6 protein-coding genes are annotated in these 13,419 nt (G+C 68.0%); 1 reads left to right on the top strand and 5 read right to left on the bottom strand.

Translation table 11 applies throughout. From position 1 onward, the window contains the following. Positions 1-10 precede the first annotated feature (10 nt). Entirely contained in the window at positions 11-3,646 is a 3,636-nt protein-coding gene (gene addA, locus ING15_RS05510) for a double-strand break repair helicase AddA (RefSeq protein WP_206453774.1), read from the bottom strand. Next, positions 3,643-6,777 (bottom strand): double-strand break repair protein AddB, encoded by a 3,135-nt coding sequence (gene addB, locus ING15_RS05505; protein ID WP_206453773.1) that lies wholly within the window; start codon positions 6,775-6,777, stop codon positions 3,643-3,645. Before addB ends, addA begins: the two co-directional genes overlap by 4 nt. 228 nt (positions 6,778-7,005) lie before the next feature. Between addB and ING15_RS05500 the strand changes: the two genes are divergently transcribed. Beyond that, the gene (locus ING15_RS05500; protein WP_232845578.1) at positions 7,006-8,220 is read left to right on the top strand and encodes an abortive infection family protein; all 1,215 of its coding nucleotides are present in this window, start codon (positions 7,006-7,008) and stop codon (positions 8,218-8,220) included. Between the two features lie 236 nt (positions 8,221-8,456). Here ING15_RS05500 and ING15_RS05495 read toward each other — a convergent pair whose 3' ends face one another. Genes ING15_RS05495 through ING15_RS05485 form a run of 3 tightly spaced genes read right to left on the bottom strand, consistent with a single transcriptional unit; the run spans position 8,457 to position 13,371 of the window. Beyond that, entirely contained in the window at positions 8,457-9,200 is a 744-nt protein-coding gene (locus ING15_RS05495) for a nucleotidyltransferase family protein (protein ID WP_206453772.1), read from the bottom strand. Next, complete coding sequence (tsaE, locus tag ING15_RS05490) at positions 9,197-10,771, bottom strand: tRNA (adenosine(37)-N6)-threonylcarbamoyltransferase complex ATPase subunit type 1 TsaE (RefSeq protein ID WP_206453857.1); 1,575 nt, start codon at positions 10,769-10,771, stop codon at positions 9,197-9,199. The genes ING15_RS05495 and tsaE overlap by 4 nt, the downstream gene beginning before the upstream one ends. 20 nt (positions 10,772-10,791) lie before the next feature. Further along, positions 10,792-13,371 carry a PAS domain-containing sensor histidine kinase gene (locus ING15_RS05485; RefSeq protein ID WP_332873774.1) on the bottom strand — a complete coding sequence of 860 codons (2,580 nt, stop codon included), beginning with the start codon at positions 13,369-13,371 and terminating at the stop codon, positions 10,792-10,794. Positions 13,372-13,419 lie beyond the last annotated feature (48 nt).

The raw sequence follows: 13,419 nt of genomic DNA, 5'->3' as shown, positions 1-13,419 counted from the left end.
GTCGGCCAAATCAAGCCGGCGGTGCATCCTCTTGACGCTGCGTTGCGGCGCCGACGACGGTATCACGCCGTGCGATGACCTCGTCCATGACGCTTTCGTCCACCGCGATCAGCAGCGGCGCCTCGGTGAACAGCAGCGCGGCCTCGATCGCATGGGCCGGATAGAGCGGCTTCAAGAGCTCGCGATAGAGCGCCAACTGCAGGATGTAGGCCGGCGCAACGGCGTCCACGGTCCGGGGCGGCGGGCGATTGGTCTTGTAGTCGACGATCAGGATCTTGGTATCCGTTACCGCCAGCCGGTCGATGGTGCCGTTGACGCGATAGGTTCGGTCACCCAGTGAAATGTCGCCCGCGACAGCCACCTCGGCCCGGCTGCCGGCCGCGAAGATCGGGGCGAATTCCGGCTCCGCCATCACGCCAAGCGCCGAGCCGATCAGCTGATCGTGATCGCGCGGGCTCATCTCGGGGGCGCCAAGCGTCACATAGCGGCGGGCCGCCGCCTCGCGTTCGTCGGGCGCGATGTCGGGCAGCACCTGCAAGAGCTTGTGGACGATAAGGCCCCGGCGAATCGCGAAGGAGGGCTCAGCCGCTCGTTCCCCCAGCACGGGGGAGACGAAGGCCTGCGCTTCGCCAGCCGCCAACTCGTCCGGCACCAGCTCTGCGGCGTCGCCAGCCGAGGATGGCGAGAGCGGCCGTGGCGGCAGGATCTCGGGCGGCAGCGGCGCAAGGTCGATCTGCCGCCCCTCGGTCTCCACCGGAGCACTCGCGGCCGCCAGCTTGTCGCCGGCGCCGCGCGAACCGAAGCGCCATGCGGTGAGTGTGCCCTCCGCATCTATGACTTCTTCGCAATTCTCCCGCAGCGCCGCCTGGACCCGCTGCAGCCAGGAATTCTCGTTCGGACCGCGCACCCCGGCGACGCCGCAGACGACGAGACGGTCCGCCGCGCGGGTCATGCCGACATAGAGCAGCCGGCGGTATTCCTCTTCGGCGCGAAGTTTTTCCGCTTCCTTCAGCCCCGCGATCGCGTCGTTTTCGAGCTCTTTGGCGGCGCGCCATAAAAATCCCGGCGCCTGGTCGGGATAGCGCCCCGGCATGTCCGGCCATTCCATCAGCCGCGCCCCGTGGGCGTGCGAGAACGGCGCCGAGCCCGGATCGACCAGGAAGATCACGGGCGCCTCCAGGCCCTTCGAGGCGTGGGTCGTCATGATCCGGACCTCGCCGCGAGCCTGCTCCATCTCGCGCTTGATCTGCGGTGGGTCGGCAGCGAGCGTCGCGAGTAACGCGTCGAGGCCGGTCTCTCCCGTCTCCTCGGCAGCCAGCGCGAGGTCGAGAAAGGCGTCGATGACCTCGCCGGCATCGGTGCCGAGCCGCGCGGTCAGTCGCGCCCGTCCGCCCTCGGGGCCGAGGATGCGCGCATAGAAGGCGAAGACCGTCTCGAAGCCGGCGCGGTCGCGCAATTCCTCCAGCTGCGCCAGCGCCGCCCGCGCCTTGGCCATGAAGGCGGCCGCCGTTTCCTTCGGCACGAAGTCCGGCAGGCGCGTTAGGCCAGTCTCGCCGCACAGGCGCCGCAGCCCGAGCGACAGCGGTTCGCGCGGCTCCCGCGACAGGGCGAGCGCCATCAAGTCGTCGTCGGAAAACTCAAAGAACGGGCTCTTGAGCACTTCGGCGAGCGACAGATCGTCATCGAAATTAACGACCGCGCGGCCGAGCGCCATCAGATCCTTGACCGCGATATGGTCGGTGATCACCAGCCGGTCGGCCCCGGCGACGGGGATGCCGCCATCCCGTAGGGCTTTCGCCATCGCCTCGACGAAGCCGGAGCGCTTGCGCACCAGGATGATGATGTCGCCCGCCGTCAGCGCCCGCCGCTTGCCCTTGTGGACGATCGGGTCGCCGAGCCAGTCGCCGATCTGCTCGGCGATCCGCCGCGCCAGCCGGTTGCTCGGCGAATTTTCCGGCTCCTCGTCGACCGGCTTTAGCCAGTCGCGTGGCTCCTCGCGCTTTTCGGCCTGATAGACCGGCCAGATCTCGACCAACCCCGGCCCGTCGTCGCGCGCCGTCTGGTGCGTCGGAGGAAGGTCGTCGGAGGATAGTCCCCGGCGGTTGTCGGCGTCGGCAAAAACGCGATCGACCGCGTTGAGCACATCCTTCGCCGTACGGAAGGACTGCGTCAGCCGTACCGCCTCGAAGCTTGCCTGCGCGGCCTGCGCGCGCCCGCTCATCGTCCGCTGCTCTTCGGCGAACTTCGCCGGATCGGCACCTTGGAAGGAATAGATCGACTGCTTCTCGTCGCCGACGGCGAAGACCGTCCGCACGACCTCGCGGCTGCCTTCGCCGGCGAAGAACTCGTCGACCAGCTGTCGCATCACCTGCCACTGGCGCGGGCTGGTATCCTGCGCCTCGTCGATCAGCACATGGTCGATCCCCTGGTCGAGCTTGTAGTGGACCCAGGCCGAGGCCTCGGCGCGGGTCAGCAGATCGGCGGTCCTGACGATCAGATCCTCGAAATCGAGCTTGCCGCGCCGGCGCTTGAGGATGGCGTAGTCACGCTCGAATTCGTCGGCGATGACCAGCGCCGCCGCGCTGGCCCGGAACAGCCGAACCGAGGCGAGGCGGTTTTCCATGGAGAGCACATGGTCCGCGAGCTGCTGAAGGCGGTCGACGAAATCCTCGAAGAAGTCGGTGACCCACTTCGTGGCAACGCTTCCGGGCTTGTAGGGACCGCCGTCCTTCTTCAGGCAGAGCGTTCGCAGCGCCTCGAAGCGCGCCGCGTCGGTTCCGGGATCGAGCAGCGCATTCAGCCGATCGACCAGCTTCTTGTCGGTCGCTTTCGGGCTGGTTTCGGCGACCGTCAGGACGTCGCGGCAAAACGCTTCGTCGAAAAAACCCGGTGCCGGCACGGCGTCGGTCACGATCGCCACTTCGTCCTCGTCCGGCGCAAGGCCCAGCGCCGAGCGCGAAAGGGTGAGGGCGCCATCGAGGCCGCCGGCCGCGTCGATGTGCCGTCGGATCGCGTCGCGCTTGCGGACGATCTCGCCGATCAGCTGATCGAGGCCCCATTCGCCGGCCAGCGACAGGGCTGTGGCGAAGGCCTCGGCGAGCGGGAGCGCCTTATCGGCGTCGCCCTCGGTCCGGCTGGCGCCGGTGATCAGCCGACGGCGGGCCTCGCCAAGCAGCGCCGCGCTGCCGGCGTCGTCGAGCACCTCGAAATGGCCGGGAACGTTCGCTTCCAGCGGAAACTGATGCAGGATCGATTCGCAAAAGGCGTGGATGGTCTGGATTTTCAGCCCGCCCGGCGTTTCCAGCGCCTGCGCGAACAGGCGGCGGGCAGCACGAAGCCGGGCGTCTGACGGCGGTGTGCCGTCGAGCCTGGCCAGTTCCTCCCGCAGCGCGGTGTCCTCCGCCGTCGCCCATGTCGCCAGCCGGCCGAACACCCGTGTCGACATCTCGGCGGCCGCCGCCTTGGTGTAGGTGAGGCATAAGATCTTCGACGGCTCCGCACCTGCGAGCAACAGCCGCACCACTCGCTCGGTCAAAACGTGGGTCTTGCCCGAGCCGGCATTGGCCGACACGAAGACCGAGCGGCTCGGATCGGCGGCGAGCTGTTGCAGCCGGCTGGTTTCGGCGATGCCGACGAACTGGCTCATGCGGGTGCCTCGCCGCTCTCGTCGGCGCCGATCGACCATTCCTGCGACCGTGCCAGATGGTCGTAGGAGCCGGAAAAATCGCCCGCCAGGAACGGCCGTGTGCGCGAGGTGAAGGCTTTCGCCTCGTCGCGGAAGGCGGCGACCAGCGCGCGAAACTTCGCCAGCGCCTCGTCGGATAGCGCGTCCGGGTCGACCGGCTCGCCATTGCGCCCGCCGTCGGTGGCGAGCCGGTCCTCCGTCAGCGCCCGTTCGCGCAGGCGGACATAGACGAGATCGGAAATCCGCGATGCTTGGGTGGCGTCCGCGAAGGCGCCGAGTTTGGCCATCGCACCCTCCAGCGGCAATTGCGGGGCGAAGAGGGCGCGGGCCTGGGACACCGAGGGATTGGCGCCGGTCTTGAAATCCAGGATCTCGACCGAGCCGTCGGTGAGGAGATCGATGCGGTCGGCGAAACCGGTCAGCCGCGTCGACAGATCGGTGAAGTCGAAGCGCCCGCCGGCCTCCGCGTGGCGGGTGGCGACCCGGTCGGCGCGCCCCCGTTCCCAAGCGATGTAATTGTCCGCCAGCGTCTGCATCCGCGGCCACCACACCGCGTCGATGTCGGCCGGCAGCGCCTCGGCGTCGAAGCGCTCGCGGGCAATCGCGAGGAGCCGCGCCACCGCGTCCTCGGCCAGCGGGTCGTTGCCGTCGATGACGAATCGGGCGAGGATCTCGTGATAGAGGCTGCCGCGCTCGGCCGCGTGCGGGTCGCGCATCAGCTCGGGCAGCGGCTCCAGGCGCAGGATCTTGCGCGCGTGGATCGCATAAGGGTCGCGGATCAGCGTCTCCACATCCGTCACCGAATAGCGCGTCGGACGATCCGCCAGCGGCGGTCTGGGTTCCGGCCGGCTCGCGCGGGGCACCGGCGCCGCGACGTCGAGCTGGCGCGCATGGGCGAGGAAGGGCGCGCCCGCTTCCCGCAGCCGCACCGCGCCCTCGTCCCCGGCGAGCGTCAGGATGCGCTGCAGCCAGCGCGAGGCGATCGCCGGGGCGCCGCCGGAGCGGCGCGACCGCGACAGCACGACACGCCTCGCCCCCATCGCCATCCAGAAATCATGGGCGGCGAGGCCGATGCGCCGCTCCGGCGGGTCCAGCGCGATCTCCCGGCGCATCAGCCGCGACAGGAAGGCGCCGCTCTTCGCCCCCGCCGGCCAGCTGCCCTCGTTGAGGCTGCCGAGGAGCGCCGTGTCGACGCTCTGCAGCCGCGCTTCCAGCGTGCCCCAGACGAAGGCCCTGGCGGACAGGCCGCCGCGCGGTTGCACCGTCTGACCGGCGATCAGCGCCGCCATGACGTCGCCGAACTCTCCGGGCGCGAAGCCGAAGCCGGTCTGCGGCGCCTGCACCAGATCGGCGAGGAAATCGGTCAGCGCGCGGCCGGCCTCTTCCGCATAGAGCTCGGAGGCGTCGCCGTCCGCGTCGGCGGCGAGCGCTTCCAGACATCGGGTCAGCGCCACCGCATAGGCGGCGATCTCACGCTCCTCGCCGCCGCGCAGCGCCGTCAGCGGTTCGAGCGCGCGTTCCAGATGATCGGCCATCGTCTGCGCCAGATCGCGTTCCGCCTCGGGCAGATTTTTCACCGGCCGCGCCACGTGGCTGTCTTCCTCGACCGCGGCCCGCCGCTCGCGCATGATCGCGCCGAGTCGCGCCCCGTCCGCCACCCCGACCGAGCCGCGCAGCGCGATCATTTCGATCGCCCGCGCCGCGCGCCGGGCTTCGCCACCGCCGAGGCCGAGCCGGGTGAGCGGATGCTTCAGCAGCGAGACGAGGGCGATCGGATCGCCCGGCGACAACGCCACGGCGATGGTGGTCGCGAGCAGCGTCCCGGGCGCCGTCGCGGCGAGCGGGCTGCCGGCGGAATCATTTGCCGCGATGCCGAAGCGCGACAACTCAGCGACGACGCGGCGGGCGAGGTTGCGGTCGGGGGTGATCAGCGCCGCCGTCGCCTTCGGGTCGGCGAGGGCGTCGCGCATGGCAACGGCGAGCGCCAGCGCCTCCTCGCGGGCATCGTCCGCCTCGATCAAGGCGAGGCCGGCCAGCGCCTCGGGGCCGTGCCGTGCCGCCGCGCCGCTCCACACATCGGTGGTCTCGGCCGGGCGCAGCGCGTCGGCGAGAAACGCCTCGCGCGCCGCCAGCGCCGGATCGATCCCGTCCCCGAGATGATCGACACTATCCGGCGTTCGGGAAAAGCGCGTGAGGATCGTCTTCAAACCGTATTGCGGATGGCCGGGCGCGGCAATGGATGTGGCGCGGGAGATCGCCGCGAAGGTCTCTAGTTCCAGATGCCGGTCGAGGCCGGGCAGCACCAGCGCGCCATCCGGCAGATGCGCAATGGCGTGCATCAGTTCGAGGGTCGCCGGGGCCGTCGCGGTGGAGCCGGCCAGAATCACCGGGCCGCGCGCCCCGCCGCTGCGCAGCCGCTCGGCTTCGGTGCGGAGCCAGGCGTTCTTCGCCGCCGCCTCGCTGACCTGGCCGGTGGCGGCCAGCGCCTTCGGCCAGGCCTCGGTGACGATCGACAGGAAGGTCAGCGTCAGCCGCCACCAGTCGGCGAGGGCGTCGGGCGCGAGCGTCGCCAATTGGGCGAGCGAGGTGCCCTCGGTCTCGACCTCGTCGATGAGCGCGCCGAGATCGCCCGCTAGCCACAGCGCGTCGGCGGCCGAGGCCGGCAGCACCGCGTCTTCGCCGATCAGCGCCTGAAAGGCGCCACGGTCGGTCATGGCGCGCCAATGCCGGGCGAGGCGGGCAAGATGCAGCCGGCGTTCCAGCGCCCCCATCGCCGGTGCCAGCGTCGGCGCGGCATCGGTGAACAGGCCCGCATCGTCACCCTCGCCGATCGGCCGGATGACCGGCAGGATGGCGCTGCCGCCGGCCCCGGCCCCGTCCTCGACTGATGACCGCGCCCCGATCGCCGCCGCGAACTCGGACGCCAGCGCCCGCGCCGCGCGGCGGGTGGGTACGTAGATGGTCACGTCCGCCAACGCCAGCGGCTTGCCGTCATAGCGAAACGAGGGCACCAGCCGGCCGGCAAGCAGCGCCTCGGCCAGCGTGGTCAGGAAGGGCCGGCCCGGCGGGATCGAGAGGATGGTGGCGTCCATGGCGGGACACTAGCGGGGATGGCGGCGATTCGTGAGGGGGTGGGTGAGGGACTTCGGCCGAAGGGTATTTGCCGGAAGCTGGTGCTGGCGATCATGCTGACGAACGTCGGATCAGCACCGAAGCGGACGTTCTTCAGGTGGGTATCGACACATCGCAGAGCCTCACATCGGATATCGGACCTGATAGTTCTATAGTATGACAGTGTCACGCCAGCCGAGACCAGTTTGATGCCCGCTTCATTTCCGCCCGCCATGATCAAGGAGCTTCGCCATCTGTTGGCTTCGGCAATTGCCGAAGTCAAAGCCTATAACGTTCCGGGTTTGTGCCGCCGTTTGAGCCTCGGCGGCGGAGAGGAACAAGAGGCGTTCGCTAGCAAGTACAAATACGCTCACAAGCGGATTGCTGAGGTTTCCCCTGAGCAAGTGGTCGCAGCTTCGCGGCAGCTAATTGCGGAGGAGAACCATTTCGTACTTGCCGAACAGCTGGCTAAAATCGATGAGCTGGGAGGGCCGGCTGTAACCAACTTGACGCGCCGGCGCCTCATCGCACTCTTCGATTCATTTCCTCTCGCTCGCGACATCGAGGATATCGAACTGATTCGCGGGCTCTGGCCAATCGCATCGCTGCGCGCGCCTCATCCTAGCGATGAGGCGTCGCTTGAAGACTATTTTTATCGGCACACTATCCGGAATGACGACATCACGACGCGCGACGTGCTGGAAGCGCTCGGACTGTTGAGCTGCTCCCGCGCCCAGCTGTTCCAGTTCCTCGCCGCCGTTACCGCGCCTGAGGCGCGACCCGAAATTGAACAGGTCGAACTCGCCGAAAAGATCGATGCTCTCTTACGCCACGATGGCTATACGCTCGCCTCGGCGGGGCGGATTTCGGGTAGCCCATTTTTTGCCGTGCGTCTGGCACCGACAGGATCGCCAGCGGACGACAGCATCTCTGCGGTGCTTGCCGCCTTCGAACCGACGCAGGTGCACGCGCGCTGGACTATGGCGATGGAACGGCGTGCATCAGAGCCGTCGGGAGCGATCACTTTAGCCCGCACGCTCTTAGAAGACGTGTGCAAGTGGATCCTCGATCAGGCCGGTGAAACCTGGCAGGAGGTGGACGATCTGCCGGTGCTCTACCGCAAACTCGCGAAGGTCTTAAAGCTCGCACCTGACGGCCACACCGAAAAAGTGTTCAAACAGATACTGGGAAGTTGCCAGTCCGTTGTCGAGTCGCTCGGCGCTCTGCGCAACAAGCTGAGTGATGCTCACAGCCCCGGCCCTAAGCGTGCGCGACCACAAGCACGGCACGCGGAACTAGCGGTCAATCTCGCCGGTGCGATGGCGACCTTCCTGGTCGCGACCTGGGAGGCGCGCCAGAGCGAAGGAGGCGATAAATCGTCGGCGCCGGTCTCTCCTGAGTCAAACGGGAAGATCGAAGGGTAGCGAAGCCGTCGCGCTCGGATACGTTGGCCTGGCGGCTGCGCTTGCGAAAGCGCCAGAGAATGCCGTTGATCAAACTGCGATTGCCGCGCGGTGGCGAACGGCGTGACCAACCTGCCGGTGTCAATTCATCTTGCTTGCAACACGCGAATAGGCATGAAAATTCCCGAGCGATTTTCAAATGTCTGGTTTCGGATTTGCCTTAATTCCTTCGAACGGCGGATACGTGCGCCCCGCCCCTACGCCGCCGCACTCGCGACGAACGCGGCTTCGGCGAGCGGGATCGCCGCCGGGGTGCCGACGGTGATCCACAGGCCGCCGAGGCGCACGCCGAACAGGCGGTCGGCCTCGACGGCGTCGTCGAAAATGCGGTTGAGCGAGAATTTCTCTTCCCGCATGCCGGCGAACACCTGCGGCTTGAGGATCGCCGCGCCCGCATAGATGAAGGGCGACATGTCGCGCTCCTCGACGCGGGTGAGCCGCCCCTCGGCGTCCATGACGAAATCGCCCGGCCCGTCATAGCCGGTCGCCTGGCGCATGTCGGCGATCAAGAGCGAGACGTCCATGCGGGCCGGGTCCCACAGGCTCGCCAGCAAATCGAGATTGTCGCGGTAGCCGTCGATCCAGAAGGTGTCTGAATTGATCACGTAGAACGGCTCGGTGCCGAGCTCGGGCAACGCCTTGACGATGCCGCCGCCCGAATCCAGCAGTTGCTCGCGCTCGTCGGAGATGACGATCTCCATGTCCTTGCGCTTGCGTAAGTGGGCGCGCATCAGGTCGGGCAGGTAATGGACGTTGACGACGACCTTTTTCACGCCGTTGCGGGCCAGGGCGTCGAGGCCGTAATCGATCAGCGCGCGCCCACGAATTTCCACCAGCGGCTTGGGGATGGTCGAGGTGATCGGGCGCATCCGTTTGCCGAGGCCGGCGGCCAGCACCATCGCTGTGGTCGGCTTGAAGGCGGCGGCGGGTTTTTCGATCATGATCGTGTATCCGAGGGTCTGATGGGCCGGGGCGCGGGGTCCTGGTCGAGGACACCCCAGTCCTGGTAAAGGGTGCGGAGCGCGGCCAATGCGGGGTGGCCGAGCGTGCGCCGCAGATAGGCCTTTATGCGCGGTATGTGACGCAGATATTGCGGCTTGGCGTCCCGTTCCAGCAGGCGGACGAAAATGCCGAGGATTTTCGACGCCCGCTGCGCCGCCATGATGGCGTAGGCGCGCTGAAAGCGGTCCGCGTCGAAGCCGCCTTCTGCCTGGCGCAGCGCGACGTAGTGGGCGACCAGCCGGGCTTCGAGTTCCGCCGGGATATCGACGCGCGCGTCCTGGGCGAGCGAGGCGACGTCGTAGGCGGAGGGACCGATGACGGCGTCCTGGAAGTCGATCAGCCCGATGCGCTGGCGACCGGACTGCTCGGGGCGCCAGATGATGTTGGGCGAGTGGAAGTCGCGCAAGACGAGGCTGGTCTCGGCGGCGGCGAGTTCGTCGAACAGCGCGTTCCAGATATCGGCGAAGGCCGCCCGCTCGGTGTCCGTGGCGGGACGGCCTTTGGCGCGCGGCAGATACCAGTCGACGATCAGATCGACCTCTATCCGGAGCGCGCGGCGATCATAGGCGGGCACCGTGTGGACGATCCCGTCCGCGACCGGCATCTTGGCTGGCCATGGCATCGCGTGCAGCTCGGCGAGGCACGCGATCGCGGCCTGGTAGCGCTCGGGCACTGGCCGGCCGGACGTGTCGAGCAGCGTGTCCGATCCCAGATGGTCGATCAGCAGCAAGCCGGCGTCGAGATCGGCCTTGCGGATCGCTGGGGCGGCGAAACCGGCCGCCGCGAGGCTTTGCGCGACGGCGACGAAGGGGGCGACGTCCTCGGCCAGATGGGCGATGCGGCTATAGGGCAGTCCGCCCTGGACCGGCGGCCCGTCCGGCTCTCGCGGCGCGTCCATCACGACCAGCGTTTCGGCCTTGGCCTCGACGATCTCGTAGCGGCGCGTCGAGGCATCGCCGGTGAAGCGGCGGCGGGGCGCCTCGGCAAGGCCCGCGGCGGCGAGGAGGTCGCGGATCGCGAGGCTGCGCAGGATGCGGGCGCCGGCGGTCTCGGACGCGCTGATCGCGGCGATGCGTCCGCCGCCCGGCGCCATGGCGAGTTCGATGACGATGGTGGCCGCCGCAAGGGTGCTCGGCGCGTTCTGCGGCCATTCGACGAGGGTAATGCCGTCGCGGGCGCTGTCCTCGAAGCCGAGCTCGTCGAGCTCGTTGTCGCCGGCGAGGCGGTAGAGATCGAAATGGGCAACCGGCGGCGTCGTCGCGTAGGCCTGCACCAGCGTATAGGTCGGTGAGGGTACGTCGAGGCCCGGATCGTCAGCCAGCGTGCGGATCGCCGCCCGCGCCAGGGTGGACTTACCGACGCCCAGATCGCCGCAGAGGGCGAGGATGTCGCCTGGCCGCAGCGCCAGTGCGAGATCGGTGCCGAGCCGCCGCGTTGCCGCGTCGTCGGCGAGCGCCAGGTGGGCGATCGCGGCGAGCGGCGGGGGAGCGGGGAGCGTTTCGTCGATCATCCGCGGGGCATTTAGGGCGGTCACTCGGCCGCGTCCTCGAATCGCGTCTGCTCCGCATCGATCTCACCGGGTGGCGTCGGTTCGAGCGGGAAGGTGCAGGTGACGGTGGTGCCGCGATCGGGCCCTGAGTCGATGTGCGTCGTTCCGTGGTGTAGTTCGACGAAGCTCTTGACGATCGACAGCCCGAGGCCAGCGCCCGATTGCCGCCCCCCGGCAGGGCTTGCCTCGAAGCGCTCGAACATCCGGTCGATCCGGTCCGGGGCGATGCCGGGGCCGTGGTCGGTCACCGCAAAGGAGATCGTGCCGGCCTCGCGCCGTACCGTCAGGGCGACCGCCGAGCCCGACGGCGCGAAATTTGCCGCGTTGGACAGAAGATTGAACAGGATCTGGGTCAGTCGATGGCCGTCGGCGAGGAATGTCCCGCCGGCCTGGCTCAGATCGACGTCGAGCGTGACCTCGGCGTCCGCGAGGCGCTCGCACACACCGTCCACCGCGTGTTCGACGGTGGCGGCAATGTCGACTTCGGACAGTTCGAGTTCCATGATTCCGGCGTCGACCGTGGCCAGATCCAGAATGTCGTTGACAATCGTCAGGAGCGATGAGGTCGAGGTCGAGATGTAGCCGAGATACTCGCTCTGGCGTTCGTTGAGCGGGCCGGTGTCGGTCGAGCGCAAGAGCGCCGAGAAGCCGATGATGTTGGTCAGCGGCGAGCGCAGCTCGTAGTTCACATGCTGGACGAAATCGTTCTTGATCTGGTTCGCCTGTTCCAGCGCCTCGTTCTTCTCGCGCAGCATTCGCTCGGCTTCGCGGGCGTCGGAAATGTCGGAGAAGGTCAGCATGGTCTGGCCGTTCGGCAGCGGCACGATGCCGTAGGCGATGGTGCGGCCCGACGACAGCGTCAGCTCACCGGTCTCCGTTTCGCGCCCCGCCTCGTCAAAGGCGGTGACCGCCTGGCTGAACAGCGGCCACCCCGCGCCTGGCGCGCTGGCGCCGTCCGCCGGGATCGTCACGGTCGCGAGATCCGGCAGGGTGTGGATACGGGGCCGCGACAGGAGAGTGTCCGGATCGAAGCCGAACATCTCGGCGAAGGCCGGATTCGACAGCCGCAGTCGCCCGTCGCTGCCGAACACGGCGACCGCCTCGCTCAGATAGTCGATGGTCTCGCGCTGCAGCTGGACGGTCGACTTCACCTGGCTTTCCAGTTCCAGCTTTTCGGTGATGTCCTCGAATACCCAGGTGGCGCCACCGCGTGGTTGCGGCGTCGCGATGACCCGCAGCGTCCGCCCGTCCGCCAGATGCCAGAGAGTCTCCGTCGGCTCGGTCGCCCGATAGGCGGCGAGATCCTGATCCTGGATTTCGCTGCGGAACAACTTTTCCGTCGGCAGAATGCCCCGTGTTCTGAGATTGTCGAGCAGCGAAAGATGGTCGGGTTCGGACTCCAGATAGGCGTTGGTGAGGTCGAACAGCCGTTGCAGCGCGGCGTTGTAGTAGGTCAGGCGGGTTTTCTCGTCGAACCGCGCGACCGCCGTCGTCAATTGATCCAGCGTCTCTGACTGGCTGTCGATGGTCTGGCGCAGCTCCATGCGGACCTGTTCGGTTTCCGACACGTCGATCGCGATTCCGGCCGAGCCGAGCGGACCCGACGCCTCGACGACGGCAAAATTCCGGCGGTCGGCCTCGACCACCGTCGACAGCTTGTCGGAGAAGATTCGATCCTCGCCGAGGCGCGCGGCGATCGCCCGGCGATCCTGCTCGCTGAGAAATTCGATCTGCCGGTCGAGGCCGTCGGCAACCGTCCTCGCATCGACTGCACGCGCATAGGCCTCGTTGATCCAGGTCAGACGGCCATCCTGATCGCGCAGCCAGATCGGCAGCGGTGCGGCGTCGAAGAGGTTCTGCATCGTCTCGATCGTCGCGAGCGAGCGGCGTTGGGCGACATCCAGCTCGTGAAGACGTTCGCGCACGCCTTCCAGGAGAACGAACCGGACGACCGCAAGGCCCCCCAGCGTGCTGCCCGTCGCCTCGATCATGCGGCTGCGCTGCAGGTCGATTTCGAGCCGGAAGGGTTCGGCGTCGCTGCGCAGTCGGCCGATCGCTGCGGCGAGGAGCCCCGCGTCCTGCCGCGGCATCCAGTCGGCGAAGGCGAGAAAGCGCTTTTCCTCCGCCGGCGCTCCGCATGTTCCAGGCAGGATGCCGAAGACTTCGGGTTCGCCCGCTCCGGCGTAGACGACGAGCCGTTCTGCGCCGGCCGCCAGAAGCGCTGCTCGCGCGTCGGCTTCGGCGCGGCTTTCGGCTAGGCTCGCGCGCAAGCCGTCGTTCTCGGCGGCGATCGTCACGCGCTGGCGGATCAGAAAGACCGCGCTCAGCATGGCGGCGCCCAGCAGCATGGCGAGAAGTGCGAGATACAGCACGTCGACCGGGCCGAGCATGGCGTCGACGCCGCCGGCGATCGTGTACAATTGGGCGCGGGCGGCCACCGGCGTCAGGATGATTCCCACAGCCAGGCCGGCCGCCGCGGCGATGGCGCCGTCGCTCGGTCCTCTATCATTTGCTACCAGCCCGATGGGATCGGAATCGCTTCTTGTCCGGAAAGCGCCCACGCGCCCGGATCCGAAACCCTCGATCATCTTGTCTGCCCCCGTATGTTG

Source organism: Aurantimonas marina (assembly GCF_017183135.1).
GTDB classification, from domain to species: Bacteria; Pseudomonadota; Alphaproteobacteria; order Rhizobiales; family Rhizobiaceae; genus Aurantimonas; species Aurantimonas marina.
Note: the sequence above shows the minus strand (reverse complement) of the source record. Positions and strands in the feature narration are given on the sequence as shown.